The sequence below is a fragment of the Nocardia sp. CC213A genome (genome assembly GCF_030766805.1).
Lineage (GTDB): Bacteria > Actinomycetota > Actinomycetes > Mycobacteriales > Mycobacteriaceae > Nocardia > Nocardia otitidiscaviarum.
Map to the genome: position 1 here is coordinate 164,725 of NZ_JASFXA010000007.1, position 17,168 is coordinate 181,892.

Annotated in this window: 21 protein-coding genes; 6 read left to right on the forward strand and 15 right to left on the reverse strand. The window is 67.8% G+C overall.

The features are described from left to right. The 4 genes from QJS31_RS15120 to QJS31_RS15135 all read right to left on the reverse strand — a co-directional run bounded on the left by QJS31_RS15120 (nucleotide 1) and on the right by QJS31_RS15135 (nucleotide 2,488). Nucleotides 1-585, reverse strand: coding sequence for a Clp protease N-terminal domain-containing protein (locus tag QJS31_RS15120; protein ID WP_282777082.1), 585 nt, complete (start codon nucleotides 583-585; stop codon nucleotides 1-3). Further along, nucleotides 585-806 carry a helix-turn-helix domain-containing protein gene (locus QJS31_RS15125; RefSeq protein WP_029926011.1) on the reverse strand — a complete coding sequence of 74 codons (222 nt, stop codon included), beginning with the start codon at nucleotides 804-806 and terminating at the stop codon, nucleotides 585-587. The genes QJS31_RS15120 and QJS31_RS15125 overlap by 1 nt, the downstream gene beginning before the upstream one ends. A gap of 291 nt (nucleotides 807-1,097) precedes the next feature. Next, nucleotides 1,098-2,183 (reverse strand): PLP-dependent cysteine synthase family protein, encoded by a 1,086-nt coding sequence (locus QJS31_RS15130; RefSeq protein ID WP_039817544.1) that lies wholly within the window; start codon nucleotides 2,181-2,183, stop codon nucleotides 1,098-1,100. After that, nucleotides 2,180-2,488, reverse strand: a complete 309-nt coding sequence (locus QJS31_RS15135; RefSeq protein WP_282777079.1) for a DUF4229 domain-containing protein — start codon at nucleotides 2,486-2,488, stop codon at nucleotides 2,180-2,182. Before QJS31_RS15135 ends, QJS31_RS15130 begins: the two co-directional genes overlap by 4 nt. A gap of 226 nt (nucleotides 2,489-2,714) precedes the next feature. On the opposite strand from QJS31_RS15135, the gene QJS31_RS15140 reads away from it, so the two are divergent. Beyond that, nucleotides 2,715-2,948, forward strand: coding sequence for a BldC family transcriptional regulator (locus QJS31_RS15140; protein WP_051037783.1), 234 nt, complete (start codon nucleotides 2,715-2,717; stop codon nucleotides 2,946-2,948). A 68-nt stretch (nucleotides 2,949-3,016) separates the two neighbouring features. After that, nucleotides 3,017-3,217, forward strand: coding sequence for a hypothetical protein (locus QJS31_RS15145; protein WP_029926019.1), 201 nt, complete (start codon nucleotides 3,017-3,019; stop codon nucleotides 3,215-3,217). A gap of 125 nt (nucleotides 3,218-3,342) precedes the next feature. On the opposite strand, the gene QJS31_RS15150 is transcribed toward QJS31_RS15145, so the two are convergent. From QJS31_RS15150 to QJS31_RS15160, 3 genes are read right to left on the reverse strand one after another with little or no spacing between them, the layout of a single operon-like run. Then, nucleotides 3,343-4,179 (reverse strand): ABC transporter permease, encoded by an 837-nt coding sequence (locus QJS31_RS15150; protein ID WP_282777075.1) that lies wholly within the window; start codon nucleotides 4,177-4,179, stop codon nucleotides 3,343-3,345. Continuing rightward, the gene (locus QJS31_RS15155) at nucleotides 4,176-5,144 is read right to left on the reverse strand and encodes an ATP-binding cassette domain-containing protein (RefSeq protein WP_306356981.1); all 969 of its coding nucleotides are present in this window, start codon (nucleotides 5,142-5,144) and stop codon (nucleotides 4,176-4,178) included. Before QJS31_RS15155 ends, QJS31_RS15150 begins: the two co-directional genes overlap by 4 nt. Nucleotides 5,145-5,175: 31 nt before the next feature. Next, entirely contained in the window at nucleotides 5,176-5,664 is a 489-nt protein-coding gene (locus QJS31_RS15160) for a nitroreductase family deazaflavin-dependent oxidoreductase (RefSeq protein ID WP_282777071.1), read from the reverse strand. Between the two features lie 112 nt (nucleotides 5,665-5,776). Here QJS31_RS15160 and QJS31_RS15165 point away from each other — a divergent pair, with 112 nt between their 5' ends. The 3 genes from QJS31_RS15165 to QJS31_RS15175 all read left to right on the forward strand — a co-directional run bounded on the left by QJS31_RS15165 (nucleotide 5,777) and on the right by QJS31_RS15175 (nucleotide 8,673). Beyond that, complete coding sequence (locus QJS31_RS15165; RefSeq protein ID WP_282777069.1) at nucleotides 5,777-6,457, forward strand: TetR/AcrR family transcriptional regulator C-terminal domain-containing protein; 681 nt, start codon at nucleotides 5,777-5,779, stop codon at nucleotides 6,455-6,457. A gap of 93 nt (nucleotides 6,458-6,550) precedes the next feature. Further along, nucleotides 6,551-8,092 carry an MFS transporter gene (locus tag QJS31_RS15170; protein ID WP_306356982.1) on the forward strand — a complete coding sequence of 514 codons (1,542 nt, stop codon included), beginning with the start codon at nucleotides 6,551-6,553 and terminating at the stop codon, nucleotides 8,090-8,092. Nucleotides 8,093-8,109: 17 nt separating this feature from the next. Then, nucleotides 8,110-8,673, forward strand: a complete 564-nt coding sequence (locus QJS31_RS15175; RefSeq protein ID WP_282777066.1) for a TetR/AcrR family transcriptional regulator — start codon at nucleotides 8,110-8,112, stop codon at nucleotides 8,671-8,673. Between the two features lie 127 nt (nucleotides 8,674-8,800). Here QJS31_RS15175 and QJS31_RS15180 read toward each other — a convergent pair whose 3' ends face one another. The 5 genes from QJS31_RS15180 to QJS31_RS15200 form a co-directional block, all read right to left on the reverse strand. Further along, nucleotides 8,801-9,508 carry a hypothetical protein gene (locus QJS31_RS15180; protein WP_306356983.1) on the reverse strand — a complete coding sequence of 236 codons (708 nt, stop codon included), beginning with the start codon at nucleotides 9,506-9,508 and terminating at the stop codon, nucleotides 8,801-8,803. Between the two features lie 364 nt (nucleotides 9,509-9,872). After that, nucleotides 9,873-11,018 carry an RNA polymerase sigma factor gene (locus QJS31_RS15185; RefSeq protein ID WP_282777062.1) on the reverse strand — a complete coding sequence of 382 codons (1,146 nt, stop codon included), beginning with the start codon at nucleotides 11,016-11,018 and terminating at the stop codon, nucleotides 9,873-9,875. Then, the gene (locus QJS31_RS15190; protein ID WP_282777060.1) at nucleotides 11,015-11,422 is read right to left on the reverse strand and encodes a YciI family protein; all 408 of its coding nucleotides are present in this window, start codon (nucleotides 11,420-11,422) and stop codon (nucleotides 11,015-11,017) included. The genes QJS31_RS15185 and QJS31_RS15190 overlap by 4 nt, the downstream gene beginning before the upstream one ends. Before the next feature lie 50 nt (nucleotides 11,423-11,472). Beyond that, complete coding sequence (locus QJS31_RS15195; RefSeq protein WP_282777058.1) at nucleotides 11,473-11,970, reverse strand: pyridoxamine 5'-phosphate oxidase family protein; 498 nt, start codon at nucleotides 11,968-11,970, stop codon at nucleotides 11,473-11,475. Between the two features lie 135 nt (nucleotides 11,971-12,105). Further along, nucleotides 12,106-13,068, reverse strand: coding sequence for a MerR family transcriptional regulator (locus QJS31_RS15200; RefSeq protein WP_282777056.1), 963 nt, complete (start codon nucleotides 13,066-13,068; stop codon nucleotides 12,106-12,108). Between the two features lie 87 nt (nucleotides 13,069-13,155). On the opposite strand from QJS31_RS15200, the gene acpM reads away from it, so the two are divergent. Next, nucleotides 13,156-13,461, forward strand: a complete 306-nt coding sequence (acpM, locus tag QJS31_RS15205; protein WP_282777054.1) for a meromycolate extension acyl carrier protein AcpM — start codon at nucleotides 13,156-13,158, stop codon at nucleotides 13,459-13,461. A gap of 246 nt (nucleotides 13,462-13,707) precedes the next feature. Here the strand turns inward: acpM and ccsB are convergent, their stop codons facing one another. Genes ccsB through QJS31_RS15220 form a run of 3 tightly spaced genes read right to left on the reverse strand, consistent with a single transcriptional unit; the run spans nucleotide 13,708 to nucleotide 17,167 of the window. Further along, the gene (gene ccsB, locus QJS31_RS15210; RefSeq protein WP_282777053.1) at nucleotides 13,708-14,688 is read right to left on the reverse strand and encodes a c-type cytochrome biogenesis protein CcsB; all 981 of its coding nucleotides are present in this window, start codon (nucleotides 14,686-14,688) and stop codon (nucleotides 13,708-13,710) included. Nucleotides 14,689-14,690: 2 nt separating this feature from the next. Then, nucleotides 14,691-16,319: a cytochrome c biogenesis protein ResB gene (locus QJS31_RS15215; protein WP_282777051.1), complete on the reverse strand. Its 1,629-nt coding sequence runs from the start codon at nucleotides 16,317-16,319 to the stop codon at nucleotides 14,691-14,693. Then, a complete protein-coding gene (locus tag QJS31_RS15220; protein ID WP_282777095.1) occupies nucleotides 16,319-17,167 on the reverse strand; it encodes a cytochrome c biogenesis CcdA family protein in 849 nt (282 codons plus the stop codon). Before QJS31_RS15220 ends, QJS31_RS15215 begins: the two co-directional genes overlap by 1 nt. Nucleotide 17,168 lies beyond the last annotated feature (1 nt).

Below are 17,168 nucleotides of genomic sequence, written 5' to 3' on the forward strand. Positions count from 1 at the left end.
TCACGCCGCGCGATCGAGCAGCGTGTGGGTCGCCCCGCGCAGCCGCGTCACTTCCTCGTCTCCGCCGATGAGGTCGCCCACCGTCGGGGTCGGATCACGCAGGATGCCGAGCAGGACGTGCCCGGCCTCGATGCGGTTGTCCTTGCGCGCGAGCGCCTCCCGCAGCGAGAGCTCGAGCGCCTTCTTGGCTTCCCGGGTGAAGGGGAGGTGGCCGAAGTTGCCCTTGCCGCGGCCGAACAGTCCCCGACGCTGTTGTTCCGGCGGCTCGGCGCGCTCGAGGGCGTCCTCGCCGAAGCTGGCTTCCAGACTCTCCCGCACCGCGTCCAGGTCGATGCCGATGGATTTCAGCGCGGCGGCGTCCTCCGCGCCGAGGGGCTCCCCACCCCGTTTGCGCGCCAGCGCTTCTCGCACCCCGGAAACGGTGAGCCCGGCCTCGCCGAGCATGTCCCGCAGCGCCTGGTCGGGGCAGTCGAGCAGCCCCAGCAGCAGGTGCTCGGGCCCAATGCTCGGCGCGCGCAGTTCCCGCGCCTCCTCCTGCGCCCCCACCACCGCGAATCTGGCTGCCTTGTCGAATCGTTCGAACATCAGCGGATCCCGCCTCTCCGGTTGTACTTCTGGTGGACCGCCTGCCGGCTCACTTCGAGCGCGTCCGCGATCGCCTGCCAGGACCAGCCCTGTCGCCGGGCATTGGCCACCTGGATGGCTTCGAGCCGCTCGAGCAGCCGACGCAGTGCCAGCACCGCGCGGAGTCCGACCTGCGGGTCGGGGCTCCCGGCGGCGGCCGCCAGAGTCGTTGCCTCACTCATGAACGTCAATTTACGTTGACACTCGCGTGACGTCAACAAAAATTGACATGCACGATGGAGGACCCCCGGGACACCCCATGCGGACATGCGTCCGATAGCGCTCGAAAGGCCCGAAACGTCAACGGGTGTTAACGAAAATTGCGACATCGGAGCACCGCCGCGACACCCGCGCAGCCCGCTACGACCGCCAACGCGACCGATACCGCAAATGCTCAGCTATCAGAAATGCGCTTGGTCACAACCCGCGAACAATGCTCCGCATAGCACGGAAAACGCTGTGCCGTGCGAAAACTAGGCAGACCACTGGCCGGTGGCCAGGAATTTGGTGAGCACGGCCTCCGGTTCGGCCAGGCTCAGACCCTGCCCGGCAACCCATTCGTCATTGAAATAGGTTCCGGCATAACGGTCTCCGCCATCACACAGCAGGGTCACCACACTGCCCGCGCGCCCCTGCGCCATCATCTCCGCGATCAGGGCGAACGCACCCCACAGATTGGTGCCGGTGGACCCGCCCACCCGACGCCCCAGGGCTCGGCTGGCGAAACGCGCCGCCGCGATGGACGCGGCATCGGGCACCTCGATCATGGTGTCCACCACCTGACCGATGAACGACGGCTCCACCCGCGGCCGCCCGATCCCCTCGATCCGCGAGGGCATTCCGGTCTGATAGCCCGCGTCGGCCATCTCGTAGCCACCGTAGAAGGCCGAGTTCTCCGGGTCGACCACCGCGAGCCGGGTGGCGTGCCGCCGGTACCGGATATAGCGGCCGATGGTGGCGCTGGTACCGCCGGTGCCCGCCCCCACCACGATCCACTCCGGCACCGGATGCGTCTCCAGTTCCAGCTGCTGGAAGATGGATTCGGCGATGTTGTTGTTGCCGCGCCAGTCGGTGGCCCGTTCGGCGTGGGTGAACTGGTCCATGTAGTGGCCGCCGCATTCGGCCGCCAGCCGCGCCGCCTCCGTATAGATGTCCGGCGCACGCTCGACGAAATGGCACCGGCCGCCCTGCGCCTCGATGAGCGCGACCTTCTCCCGCGAGGTCTTGGCGGGCACCACGGCCACGAAGTCCAGGCCCAGCAACTGGGCGAAGTACGCCTCACTGATCGCGGTCGAGCCGCTGGACGCCTCCACCACCGTGGTGCCCTCGGTGACCCAGCCGTTGCAGATCGCGTACAGGAACAGCGATCTCGCCAACCGGTGCTTGAGACTGCCGGTGATGTGGGTGGATTCGTCCTTGAGGTACAGCTGCACGCCCCAGTCGGCGGGCAGCGGGTAGCGCAACAGGTGGGTGTCGGCGCTGCGCTGGGTGTCGGCGTCGATCAGCCGCACGGCATTGTCGACCCAGTCGCGCGGGGTACTGCGCTCGCAGCGCTTCACGCGTCCTCACCCCGCAGGCGCGAGCGCAGCTGCTCACGGTCCCTACGGCGCTTGGCGTCGACGACGGCGATGTCCTGGTTCACCTTGGTGCGCAGCCCCTTGAACAGCGTCATGGACAGGGGCATGGCGATGAGCAGCGCGAACAGCGCGGCCACGATGAGCGGGACGTCCACGCCCACCAGCTGCGCCGCGCCGATGACGGCCGCGGTGAGCGCGACGACCAGGGCCAGCCGCGCCAGCGTGTAGAGGGCAAGATTGCGTGCCAGGCGGCGGCCCGCACCGTCGGGTCGGGAAGCGTCACTCACGGGCACCAGAGTATGCGACGGACATTCCGGCATTCGTCGCAACCCTCGAGGAACGATCGCTGGATATTCGCTACAGGGTCGTTATTCGTGACAGCGAACACAGTACGGATATCCGTTTTGTCTATTACTTCCCCTTTACCAAACTGAGACCGTTCGAACACCCGGGGGTGACAGTGCAACGATGTCGCTACTGATGAGGGATCTGTCGATACGGAAAGGTTTGCGAATGACTGCGTTCACCGCGGCGAGCCGCGTATTGGGTTCCGTCAACGGCCAGGACACACTGCTCACCCCTGGTCAGGTGGCTGCCCTGTTCCACGTAGATCCGAAGACCGTTACCCGCTGGGCCCACGCCGGTCGGCTCGGCTCGCTGCGGACTCCGGGCGGACATCGCCGGTTCCGCGAAGCAGAAGTCATGCAACTCCTGAGGTCGCTCACCACCGAGGCGACTCGCGGCTAGATCGTTTCCCGTTACCCGGTGCCGCGGGTACGCACACGGATTACCCTCGTTGGCAGGAGGTGAGCGACGTGACGTACCTGTTGGCACTCATTGCGGTGGTGGCCGTCGCGGTGCTGTGCTGGAAGGCTTTCGGCCCTCAGCGATCAACCGGCACCGGCCCGACATCCAGGCCACGCAACCGAGTGATCGGTCCCGACGACGATCCGGAATTTCTCTGGCGTCTGTCCCGTCAGCATCGGGACGGCGAACCCGGTTCCGCGGAGCACTGACACTCCCGGAACAGCAAGAGTCGGCCCGCCTCCCTCCGACGCCGACACCATGAATGGGAAATCCCCGCGGATGATCTTCATCCGCGGGGATTTTCTCGTGATCCGCGCGACGCCCCGACCGACGGTCAGCGCTCGCGCCGGTAAAGCCGCATGGTCACCGGACCGAATACGGCGACCAGCACGGCGCAGGTGAGAAACACCCAGCCGATCTCGGCACCGGCCGACTGGCCGTGCATCAGCCCGCGCACGGCGGTGACCAGCTGCGATACCGGGTTGACCGCGACGAACGACTCCAGCCAACCGGGCAGGGTGGCGGGGTCGACGAAGATGTTGCTGACGAAGCTCATCGGGAACGTCACCAGGATGGCCAGGAACATCACCGACTCCGGGGTGCGGGCCAGCAGCGCCAGACTCGTCCACACCCAGGACAGGCACCAGGCGAACAGCAGCACCAGCCCCATCCCGGCCAGCAGGCCGGGCAGCCCCGCGTCCGGCCGGAAGCCCAGCAGCACGCCGACGCTCACGATCACGGTGGCCGCCATGGCGTACCGGGTCAGATCCGCCAGCAGCGCGCCCACCAGCGGGGCGGGCTGCCAGATCGGCAGCGACCGGAACCGGTCGAACACGCCCTTGCCGATATCACCGTTGAGGGCGACCGCCGTCGACTGGGTGCTCATGATGACCGTCATGACCAGCAGGCCTGGCAGCACCGACTGCAGGTACTCCCGCACCGATCCGGCCAGCGCCCCGCCGAACAGGTAGGTGAACATGAACAGCATCATCAGCGGGAAGACGGTCACATCGGCGAGCTGATCCGGCACATGCTTGATGCGGAGCACCGCTCGCCACGCGAAGGCCAGGGCGGTGGCCAGGGGGCCGGGGCGGGGTGGACGCTGCCCGGACGACAGCGCCGCGCGCAGTGGATCGGAGGCGGGAGCCGGTGCGGTTGTGGTGGTGGTCATGCCGGAATCTCCTCGGGGGCTTCGGTTTTGGTGTGCTGACCGGTCAGGGCGAAGAACACTTCGTCAAGGCTGCTCTGTCCGACGCCGAAGTCACCGACCTCGATGCCGACGCGGGCGAGTTCGCTCAGGGCCGCACCGGCCCGTGCGGTGTCGGTGAGCCGGGCCGACAGCGCCGCCGGTTCCTCCTCGCGGTGCACCGGCACCGCGAGCACCCGCTCCAGCAGCCGTTCGGCATCCGCGCGGCGGTCCGGATCTCGCAGCCGCACCCGCACCGCACCCGCGCCGACCGATTCCTTCAGCTGCGCGGTCGTGCCCTCGGCGATGATGCGGCCGTGGTCGATGACCGCGAGCCGGTCGGCCAGCCGGTCCGCCTCCTCGAGGTACTGGGTGGTCAGCAAAACCGTTGTGCCGTTGTCGGTCAGGGCTCGCACCACGTCCCACACCCGGCTGCGGCTGCGCGGGTCGAGTCCGGTGGTGGGTTCGTCGAGGAACAGCAGGGCCGGGGTGACCACGATGCTCGCGGCGATATCCAGGCGGCGGCGCATACCGCCGGAGTAGCGCTTGGCCTGTCGGTCGGCCGCGGCCTCGAGCCCGAAGGCGGACAACAGTTCCCGAGCCCGATCGGCGGCGGCGCGGCGGCCGTGGCCGAGCAGCCTGCCCATCATGACCAGGTTCTCCATCCCGGTGAGATCCTCGTCCACCGAGGCGTATTGGCCGGTGAGGCTGATTCGGGCGCGCACCTCGTCGGTATTGGCCACCAGGTCGTAGCCGAAGACGGTGGCCTGTCCCGCGGTGGGACGGACCAGGGTCGCGAGCATGCGGATGGTGGTGGTCTTGCCCGCACCGTTGGGGCCGAGGAATCCGTAGATCCCGCCCTCGGGGACGGTCAGGTCCACGCCGTCGACGGCGACCGTGTCGCCGAACTGCTTGCGCAGTCCTACGGCGTGAATGGCGTACTGGGCCATGGGTTTTCCCTTCTATCTCGGTTCGGCGGAGTCAGGACGCGATGGGCGAGCGGCGCAGGCGCAGCACTTCGTCCACGCCGAAGACCCGCAGCAGCACCCGTTCGGACTTCGACTGGAACCGCGCGACCGAGGCGGCCGGGACCAATTCGGGTTCGGTGACCCGGTAGGTGCCGCCCTCGTGCACCACCTCGGCGGCGCCCGCCGCGCGCAGATTCGCCAGCCAGTCCGGGCTGGGGCCGTAGGGCAGCGAGACGAGAAAGTCGTCGCCGGCCTCGATGATGCCGATCGGCGTCCGATAGGGCTTGCCGCTCTTGCGGCCGGTGTGCCGGATCAGCGCGGCGGACGCGCCCGGCTCCCCCGCGGTCCGCAGCACGCGCGGGTTCGTCACGCGGCGGTTGAAGCGGCGGACGGCCGCGACCGCGGGCCGGTAGCCCGAGCGCAGCGCCACCAGCACGAACAGCATCCAGAGCAGGGCCAGCCCTATCGGGGTGCCCGCGGCTATGACTATCCAGATCCACATGGTCACTTCCACTCTCTCTTACGTTGTAAGTCTTATGTCGTAAGGCTGGCATTACAACGTAAGGCTGTCAAGAGTGGGCAGCCTTACCGCGTACGGTAAATTGGAAATCGCTATGGCCACCGATCAACGCCCCCGGCTGAGCCGGGACCAGATACTCGACGCCGCCGTCGCCCGCGCCGACCGCGACGGCGTGGAGGCGGTCACCATGCGCAATGTCGCCACCGACCTCGGCGTCGAGGCGATGTCGCTCTACTACCACGTGGCGAACAAGGCCGAACTGCTCGACGGCATGGTCGAGGTGGTGCTGACCACCATCAACAAGGCGGTCGCCCACCTGGTCGCCGAATCCCCCGCCGACTGGAAACCCGTTCTGCGCGAACGCATCCTGATCGCCCGCCAGGTCCTGCTCCGTCACCCGTGGGCCCCCGCCGTGATCGGCACCCGCTCGATGATGACGCTCTCGGTGATCGACTACTTCGACGCCCTGGTCGGCATCCTGCGCACCGGCGGCTTCTCCTACGACCTCACCCACCACGCCATGCACGCCCTCGGCAGCCGCGCCCTCGGCTTCACCCAGGAACTCTTCGAACCCCCCACCGACCAAACCGACGACGAAGCCACCGCCACCCTGCAAGCCATGGCCGACCGCTTCCCCAATATCGCCGGCATGGTCACCGCCACCAGCCACGACCACACCGAACCCGGCCTCGGCTGGTGCGACGACCAGACCGAATTCGAATTCGGCCTGGACCTCATCCTCGACGGCCTGGAACGCCTGCGCGCGGCGTCCTGACCTCGATCGCACTCATCGACGGCGGCACTGCTCGCCATTAAATTTGAACGATGGTACAAATAGTACGTTGGTTCAACTAAGTCGGGAGTGCCCATGAGTACGGAATCACCGGCACCCGCCGGATGGCGGCAGTGGGCCGGACTGGCGGTGCTGGCGCTGCCGACCGCACTGCTCGGGCTCGACGTGACGGCGCTCTACCTCGTCGTTCCCAGCCTGGCCGCGGAACTGCGGCCGACCGCGACCGAGACGCTGTGGATCATGGACGCCTACGGCTTCCTCATCGCGGGCTTCCTGATCACCATGGGCACGCTTGGCGACCGCATCGGCCGCCGTCGGCTGCTGATGATCGGCATGACCGCGTTCGCCGCGGCGTCGGTGCTCGCGGCCACCGCACCCAGCGCCCTGTGGCTGATCGCGGCGCGTTCGCTGCTCGGCGTGGCCGGTGCGACCCTCATGCCGTCCACCCTGTCCCTGATCAGCACGATGTTCACCGATGCCAGGCAGCGGGCGATGGCGATCGGCGTGTGGGCCACCATGTTCGCGCTCGGCATGGCCGCGGGGCCGGTGGTGGGCGGCGTCCTCGTCGCTCACTTCTGGTGGGGTGCGGTGTTTCTGCTCGCAGTGCCGGTCAGTGCGGTGGTGTTGGCCGCCGCACCGGCGCTGCTGCCCGAATTCCGTTCCGCGACCGGGCGACTCGACCTGTGGAGCGTCGCACTGTCGCTGGCCGCCCTGCTGCCGATCATCTACGCGATCAAACACGCTGCGGCACATGGCATCGACCTCCAGGCAGGGGCCACCGCCGTGCTCGGGGCCACCGCGACGGTCGCCTTCGTGCGGCGGCAGCTGCGCCTGCCCGAACCACTGCTCGACATCAGGCTTTTCGGCAGTCGATCCTTCGCCGCCGCCCTGGCCGTCCTTTTCGTCGGTCTCATCGGCTTCGGTGGGGTGATGTACCTGGTCACGCAGTACCTGCAATTCGTCGCGGGGCTCTCCCCGGCGATGGCCGGGCTGTGGATGGGGCCGCCCGCGCTGGCCATGCTGATCGGCGGAATCGGTGCGCCGCTACTGGCGCGACGCGTGTCGCCGGGGGTGGTCATGGCCGCCACGCTGGCGCTGTCGCTGATCGGCTACGGACTCCTGGCTCGCACCGGAACCGACGGAAAGGCGGCCGTGGTCCTCGGATTCGCGTTCGTCTATCTCGGACTCGGGGTCATCGCGGCACTGGGTACCGACATCGTCGTGGGGGCGGCGCCGCCGAGCGAATCCGGTTCGGCCGCGGCACTCTCGGAGACCGTCCAGGAACTCGGCATCGCGGCCGGAGTGGCGCTGCTGGGCAGTCTCACCACGGCCGTCTATCGGACCGCGATCGAGACCCCCGCGGGGTTGTCCCCGCATGCGGCCGAGCTGTATGCCGACAGTCTCGCGGGTGCCGACACCGTGGCGGATCAGTTGCCCGCCGGGGCGCTCCAGCAGGCGCGCGAGGCATTCACCAGTGGACTGGGGGTCACCGCGATCGCCGCCGGAACGGCGATCGCGTTCGCAGCGCTCATCTGCTACCGGACCCTGCGCCACATCCGGCCGATCGGCGCGGCCGAGCCCGCGCCGGAACCGATAGCCTCGCAACAGCGACGATGAGCGGTGAGAGGAGCGCGGTGACCCAGCCGGAAACGGTCGACGGCCGCAAGATACGCGGTGAACGCCGCCGTGCCCAGATCATCGAGGCGACGCTGACGGTCGTCAATCGCGACGGTGCGGCCGGGGTGACCCACCGCACCGTCGCCAAGGAGGCGGGCATCACCACCAGCCTCACCCTCTACTACTTCGCCACCCTGGACGACCTGCTCGTCGCGGCACTGACCAGCGTGACCGAGGCCTACACCCACCGCATCCGCGAACTCGTCACCACCGCGGACGACCCCCTCGACGGCCTGGCCCACATCATCGCCGAATCCGCGGGCCCCGGCCGCGAACGCGCCCTCGCCGAACGCGAACTCTCCACCCTGGCGGCCCGCCGCCCCGCCCTCCGCACCGTGGCGCGCCGCTGGCGCGAAGGCGTCGCCGAACTGGCCCGAACCCGAACCGACGACCCCGCCGTCATCGAATCCTTCGTAGCCCTGACCGACGGCCTGTGCACCTCGATCCTCCTCGACGACCACGGCGCCGACCCGGACCACATCCGCGCCCTGCTCACGCGCGCGCTACCGCGTCCCAGGTGAAGTGGACTGCGTTCAGGGGGAATCCGCAGCGGCATCGCCCGAGTAGGGTCCGCCACCAGTTCCCCCTCAGCGACGGGCCATCGGGGTGGGTGAGGTTGTGGATGTCAGTGCGGGAGTCAGCCTTGGCTCACCCGGCGTCCCGAGCGACGGACGACACCGACAGGCCGGACAGGGCGGCCGTCGTCGCGGCGATCCGCTCGATCGGCTTGTCGACCAACCCGTCCATGGCGATCAGCGGGGACAGGTAGGTTTTCGTATTCAGTGTGGACAGGAACGCCTGCCAGCGCGGCAACTGTCGCAGATAGGTCCGGTCGTCGCGCAAAATGAAGACGAGCACTTTTCCGTCAGTCCCCGATCCGCGCAGCGGCACCACCCGGATCTCACTGATGGCCTCCCATCCGACGAACAGCCCCAACGACGGCGTGTGCACACCGACAGCATCGAAGACGAATAGCGGACGCCCCGACAACGACCAGGTCAGCAGATAGCCGATATACGCGAGCACCGGTACGGCGCAGACCACTGCGACACCGATCAGCACTGGAATGGACGCCGCGATACCGCCCGCGAGCGGGATCACGACCATCAGCACAAATGGCAGCATGCTCCGTAGCGCGCCACGTGTCGGCAACCTCACTTCCAACCGCTCGGACGCCCCCGGCACGATGGGGTTTCGAGGTGCCCCGCGACTGATATTCAGCACGCGGATCAGGGCGAGTCGGCGCCGACCCTCGACAACGAAGTATCCGACAACGACCACAACCGCCAATACGGAGACCAGCACGAACGGAAGTCCCGTCACCGAGATGACATAGCCCAACCCCAACCCCAGCACCGCACCGCACAGTGTCAAGATCAGAATCCGCGGGACGCTGATCCTCCCGAGCGCCTTCTCCGCATACGCCCGAGCAATCCGATCGACCTCGGGATCGACGGCAGGCTCACCCCGCAACAACGCCTTCCGCGTAGCACGGTCCAGGTCACGCCACTTCTTCATGTACTCCCTCGCTGTTCAGAGGGCCGCACCCTAGCCGACCGAGTTGAACTCTCGCTTCCACAGGGTGGTCATGTGATCAGGAGGAATCTGTGGCGGCATCGCCCGAGTAAGGTCCGCCACCAGTTCCCCCTGAGCGACGGGCTCACCTCGGCCAGCACACCTGGCCGCGGAGATCGCCCCGCCGCGTGGGCGGCGGCGGATCTCATGGACGCAACGACTGTCGTACCCGGGCCGCCTCGCGGGTGAGGTGGTCGCGTTCGGAGAGGGTGGTGGCGGTGTGGGCGGCTTCGGCGTAGAGGGTGGCGGCTTGTTCCAGGTCGCCTGCGCGTTCGTGGAGGTAGGCGCGGGCGGCGGTGTGGCGGGGGAGAGTCGGGTCGAGGTCGGAGAGGGCGGCCAGACCGGCGCGGGGGCCATCGGCCTCGCCGACCGCTACCGCGCGGTTCAGTCGCACCACCGGGTTGTCGGTGAACCGCAGAAGTTCGTCGTACCACTCCACGATCTGCACCCAGTCGGTCTCGGACGCGTGCGGGGCGTCCGCGTGCAGGGCGGCGATCGCGGCTTGGGCCTGGTATTCGCCCAGTCGGTCGCGGGCCAGCGCGGCTTGCAGGATCGTCACTCCTTCGGCGATAAGCCTTGTGTCCCAACGGGATCGGTCCTGGCGGGCGAGGGGTACCAGGCGTCCGTCCGGGTCGGTGCGGGACGCGCGACGGGCGTGGTGCAGCAGCATCAGGGCGAGCAGGCCCGCGACCTCGGGCTCATCGGTGGATGCGGCGAGTTGGCGGGTGAGGCGGATGGCCTCGGCCGCCAGGTCGACATCACCGCCGTAGCCCTCGTTGAACACGAGGTAGAGCACGCGCAGCACCGTCGGGAGATCGCCGGGGCGGTCCAGCGGCAGGCCCGCGATACGACGCTTGGCGCGGCTGATCCGTTGCGCCATGGTCGATTCCGGGACGAGGTAGGCCGCCGCGATCTGCCGGGTGGTCAGGCCACCGACAGCGCGCAGGGTCAAGGCGACGGCCGATCCGGGTGACAGGCCGGGGTGCGCGCACAGGAAGTGCAGCCACAGCGTGTCGTCCGTGGTGGGCACCGGACCGGCCGCCGGTTCCGCATCAACGACGAGTTCCCTTCCACGCCGCGCTGTTTCGGCACGGGTGACGTCGAGGAATTTGTTCCACGCCGCGGTGATGAGCCACGCCTTGGCGTCGCGTGGCGGGTCATCCGGCCACGTCTCCAGCGCCCGGATCAGTGCCTCCTGCACCGCGTCCTCGGCCGCGGCGAAATCAGCGCCGCGGCGGACCAGGACGCCGATCACCGCGGGGACGAGGTCGCGCAGCAGCGCGTCGTTCACTCTGTCACCGTGGGCATTTCGGTGAAGAAGGGCCGCACCTCCAGCCACTCCTGGACCGGGTTGCCGCCCGCGCCCGGAGCGGCGGACAGTTCGGCGGCCAGCTCGAGCGCGCGTTCGTAGGTGTCCACGTCGATGATCATCCACCCGGCGATCAGATCCTTGGTCTCCGCGAACGGGCCGTCTGTGACGGGCGGGCGGCCCTCACCGTCGGAGCGGACGAAGGTGCCCTGCGGCGACAGCGCCTGACTGTCGACGAACTCGCCGCTGGCCGCGAGGCGCGCGGCGAAGTCCTCCATGTACCGCACGTGGGCGGTCACCTCCTCGGGCGTCCACCGGTCCATCGGCACGTCGTTGACCGGCGCGGGGGCACCTCGGTAGTGCTTGAGCAGCAGATATTTGGCCATGATGTTCTCCCCTCGTGCCTTTCCGGCCCATTCTGGCCGTGATGGTCGGTTCAGGCACCCTGACGCTCGGCGCGCTGCCGGATCAGTTCCTCGACCGCGGTGGGCAGCGTGGTGTCGAAGTCGATGAGCTTCGCCCACGTCGGGGTGATCACGATCCGCACCATGCCGTCGTAGAGCGACCGCACCTCGGCCTCCCACTCGACGCGCTGCTCCGGAGTCATTTCGTAGCTGCCGTTCATCTGCAGGTACTCCTCCGGAATCCCATCCACCACCTCCATCTCCGCCCGCCCGCGGATGAGCAGGATCTTCGGCGGATGCACCTCGGTGTCGATGGTCAGCGCGACCTCGGGATTGCGCCGCAGCGAGGGCAGCTTCGGCGCGTTCTTCGTGGTGCAGACCACGATCTCCGCACCGTTCCAGGTGAACGAGATCGGGATATTGCGCGGTGTGCCGTCCTTGGCGACATAGGCCATGCGCAGCAGGTCGCGAGCCAGCAACTCCTGGCTGATCGGACGGTTCAGGACAGCGGTGATCTCATTCGGTCGCATGACGGTCACTCCTTCTCGGTTATCGAGGCCGGTTCGGCTGCTCGTACCCCTGGGACGGAGCCACGCGACACTTCTCGACATCCACGGCAAGAAATTTCCACGAAGTTTCGAGAAGGCTCGACCCACCGGCCGCACTCAGCGTGATCGGTGCGACGTCGCGGTCTCCGGAATACCGGTGAGAGCAGTGCTGTGGACCAGGGCGTTGTACACCCAATCGTGGGCGCGTCCGACGGTGACGCGGGTCCCGAAGAACTGTGCGGTCAAGGCCCAGTAGCGCTGAATTCGGTGATCGGCATCGGTGGCACCGGCCAGCAGCCGGGCGCGAAAGCGCGGGGAATCGCGCTCGGCGCGGGCGTGCGCGTGGGCATGGACGTACTGATCGACTGCCTGTCCGGCGTGCGGTCGCACGCCGGACGCCACGAGCGGCACCACCTCGGTCATCACGTCACCTACCGCGGCGTACAACCCGTGACGGTCCCGGATCCGCTCCGGCTGATTCCGCCAGTATTGCCGCCGGACGACTCGGCTCATCTCGGGGTCGGCGATCAGGGCGGCCAACTCGGCATAGGCGACAACCTCGTCGAGCGACGGATCGGCGGGCGGCTCCGGGACGTTCCAGTACACCCAGCGCGCACTGATGTGCTGCGGTAGCGGTGCGAGGATACGCCGCCAGAATCGCACGAGCCCGTCGTGCACGGCACCACCATCCTGCGCGGCCGCGAGCAGCGCGAGGCGTTCGGCACGCTGTGCCGGGGACACACTCTCGATGGCCCGCAATGATGCCCGCCGCCACGCCAACAACCTGAATTCCTGGTCGAGCCGCGCACTTTCGGCAGCAATGACCTCCGCCATCGACAGCTCGTCACGGATTACACCGGAGATCGAGTTCAGCCCGAGGCCGAATGCGCGCAGCCGCCGCACCAGCAGCAGCCGTTCGACGGCGCTCTCGGCATCGAACATCCGGTGTCCACCCGCACTGCGCTGCGATTCCAGAATGCCTTCGTCGCAATAGAACCGGATCGTCCGCACCGCAATCCCGGTGCTGCGCGCCAACTCTCCGATGCTCACCAACACATCGGAGTGCGTGTTGTCCGTCACAAGCTCTTGAACCTCCACCCCGCTGAAGCTTTTAGCGTAGTGCCACTGCCGTTCACATATACGTCGTCACACCGAGGAGGGTGTTTCGTGGCCACCACGCAAGCAGAAATCGTCGCCGGCATCGCGGAGATCGTCGAGGAGGTGACGGGAATCGACGCCGCGGAGGTGACGATCGAGAAGTCCTTCGTGACCGATTTGGACATCGACTCGCTGTCTTTGGTGGAGATCGCTGTCCAACTGGAGGACAAGTACAGCGTGAAGGTCCCCGACGAGGACCTGGCCAGCTTGCGAACCGTCGGCGACGCGGTGGCCTACGTCCTGAGGATGGAGACCGAGAAGCCCGAACTCGCCGCGGAGATGGAAGCGAGGTACAAGGAAGACCGAACCCCCTGAGCAGCAGGCTCACACCTCATGCCAGACATCAGCCTGTCCAGGCCCGTGTCCGTCATGGCAGCGCCGTGACCACCCTGCGGTATTACGACGCTCACCCGTGGCCGGACGCGGACGCGACCACGCGGGCAGCCGTGGCCACCGTGCTGCGGGAGCGTCCCTGCTGATCTGCGTACCTGCTGCGTACCGAATCCGAGAATTCAGGTACGGCTGCACCGGACAGTTCGGGGAACCAGCAGGTAGATGGGGTTAGTTCAGCCCCGCGTAGCTGTGCAGCCCGCTCACCACGATGTTGATGATGAACAGGTTGAACAGCATGGCGGTGAAGCCGGCGATATTGATCCAGGCGGCCTTGGTGTCGCGCCAGCCGGAGGTGGCGCGGGCGTGGAGGTAGGCGGCGTAGACGACCCAGGTGATGAAGGAGACGGTTTCCTTGGGGTCCCAGCCCCAGAAGCGGCCCCAGGCGGCTTCGGCCCAGATGGCGCCGAGGATGACGCCGGTGCCGAAGAGAGGGAAGGCGACGATGGTGGTTTTGTAGGCGAGGCGGTCCAGGGTGCGGGCGTCGGGGAGGCGGCGGGCCAGGGAGCCGAGGAGGTTGTCGGATTCCGCGCCGTCGGGCTGGCGCATGCGGAACAGGAACAGCAGGCTGGCAACGCCGGAGAGCAGGAAGATGCCGGAGCCGATGCTCACGATGGTGACGTGGATGGGCAGCCAGAAGGACTTCAGCGCCGGGACCACGGGAGCCGCCTCGGCGTAGAGGACGTTGCCCGCCAGGTACATGAGGACCAGGACCGGAACGATCAGGAACACCCACATGGCGCGGAAACGCCGGTCGGACATGAAGACCAGACCCGTCACCATGGCGGCGGCGCAGGCCATGGTGATGAACTCGTACATATTGCCGAGCGGGAAGCGGTGCACCGCGAAACCACGCAGCACGATCGAGGCCAGGTGCAGGCCGATCGCCACGAACAGCACCGCGAAGGCCATATTGCCGAACCGTTCGGCCAGCGTGGGAGCGGGCTTCTCGGCGAGCTTGCCGGGCACGTTCGCCGCGGGCACGTCACCGGAGCCGGAACCGCCGACCGTGACCAGTTCCCGTTCGGCGGTCAGCTTCTTGCGGGCCGAGGCGTACTGCACGATCAGCATCGCCAACACCAGCAGGTAGACCACGAACGCCGATTTGAAGGCGAGATTGCTGTATCCGGCGAGGGTTTCGTCGATCGGCATAGTCATTCTCCCGTGCTGTGGTCCAGCAGCCGTGTGCGTAGGCGGTCGAATTCGCCGCCCCAACCCGCCTGGTCGGTGCGGGCCAGTCCACCCATTTCTACTACGGTACGTCGTTTGTCATCGGGGTCCGCGTCGGGGTACACCCGCAGCCAGATCCGGCGGCGCTTCACCAGCAGCGACACCAGCAGACCCGCCATCATCACGATCGAACTACCCAGCACCCAGCCCTGCGCCGGATCGTGCGAGACCTGCAGGTTCACGAACTCTTCCGCACCGTCGAAGGTCACCGTGGTGCCGTCGGCGAGCGTCGCGGACTCACCGGGCGACAGATTGACCCGCTGCTCCTTGTTCAGCCGACCCTGCTTGATCATCTCCGGATCCAGGGTGAACAGCGACTGCGCGCGCCCGGTGTCCAGACCGGTCTCACCGCGATAGATGTCCACCGCCACCATGGGGTTGGTCATGGCCGGATAGCTCGAGGTGAGCAGCGTGCCGTGCAGCAGGCCGGTGGGCGCGAACAGGCCCTGGATGGCGATCTGGTTCTTGCGCCGCTCCGCCTCGTCGGGATACATGCCGCCGGGCGGGTCGATGCGCAGCACCCCGCTGGACAGGAAGGTCGTCGCATCGTCCGGCCGCCACTGGATGGCCTCGGTGCGGGTCTGTCCGTCCGGGAAGGTGACCGTGAACTTCGGCGCGAAACCGTGACCCTGCAGGTAGATCCGGTCACCGGCCACCCGCAGCGGATGGTTTACCTTCAGCGTGGTGTCACGCCAGGTGTTCGAACTCAGATCCGCGCCCGCCTGATACGAGATATCGGAGGTGAACATCTCCGCCTGCCCGTTGGGCAGATAGTCGGCCTTGAAGTTCTGCACTCGCACGCACAGCGGCGTCAGGCCGGTGCCATCGTTGACATTGCCCGCCCGGAAGGAGTCGAACACCGCCGGAGAGGTGGTGCAGAACCCGGGACCATTGTTGGCGATGACGATGACATTGCCCTCGTAGCCGAACAGCTTGCCGATGGCGATGGCCGCCAGCAGCGCCACCAGCGCGAGATGGAAGACGAGATTGCCGAACTCGCGGGTGTAGCCCTTCTCCGCCGAGACCGTGATCTCGCCCTCGCGGGTGCCGGGGCGGATCACCGTGCGCCAGCCGCGCAGTTCCCGGCGGGCGCGCTCGACGACCTCCTCCGGCGTGGCGGTCTCGCCGCCCTCGTGGTGGTACGGCAGCCGGGACAGATTGCGCGGCACCCTGACCGGCTCGGTGCGCAGCGCCCGATAGTGGTCCCAGCAGCGCGGCAGGATGCAGCCCACCAGCGAGACGAACAGCAGCACGTACACGGCCGTGAACCAGAAACTGCCGAATACGTCGAACAGTTCCAGGCGATCCATCCACGGCCCCAGCGTCGGCCGGTCCGCGATGTACTGGTCCACCTTCTGCGCGTTCAGACTCCGTTGCGGCAGCAGCGCGCCCGGAATCGCGGCCAGCGCCAACAGGAACAGCAGCATGAGCGCGGTGCGCATACTGGTGAGCCCGCGCCAGGTATTGCGCAGGGTGGCCAGCACCCGACCCGGCAGCGACTGGCGCGGCGGGCCGGAAGGAGCGGGGGCGGTGGGGGTTTCGGTCGCTGTCATCAGATCGGAAGGGTCACATTCGAGACGAAGGCGTCGCGGACCCAGGAGACGAACTGATCCCAGGCCCCTGTCACCAGGGCGATGCCGACGGCCACCAGCAGCAGCCCGCCGATCACCTGAATGGTGCGGGAATTGCGGCGCAGCCAGCCGACACCGCGCAGCGCGGTCGCCGAACCGAACGCCAGAATCACGAAAGGCAGGCCCAACCCCAGGCAGTAGGCCACGATGAGCGCGACACCGCGCGCCGCGGTGGTGCCGTCGGTGCCCGCGGAGACGGCCATGACGCCGGAGAGGGTCGGCCCCAGGCACGGCGTCCAGCCCAGCGCGAAGACCGCGCCGAGCAGGGGTGCGCCGACAATGCCGCTGAGGCGGCGCGGCTCCATGCGGGTGTCCTTCTGCAAGGCCGGGATCAGGCCGATGAAGGCCAAGCCCATGACGATGGTCACCACGCCGCCGACCCGTTGCAGCAGTTCACGATTGACGTTCAGCACCTGGATCGCGCCGAAGACGGTGGCGGTGGCCAGCACGAACACCACCGTGAAACCGGCGACGAACAGCCCGGCCGCACCCGCGACCCGCAGGCGCGCACGGCTTTTCGCGGCCTTCTCGGCCAGTGCCGTCGAACCACCCTGCGCCGCTTCCCGTTTCGCCGACTCGACGGTGACCGGCGGCGCTTCCGCGCCGACCAGGCCCGCCAGATACGACAGATAGCCCGGCACCAGCGGCACCACGCACGGCGAGGCGAACGACACCAGACCCGCCAGCACGCACGCCCCCAGCGCCAGCAGCAGCGGCCCGGAAGACGCTGTCTGCTGGAAGGATTCGCCGACCCCGGCCAGTACCGTCACG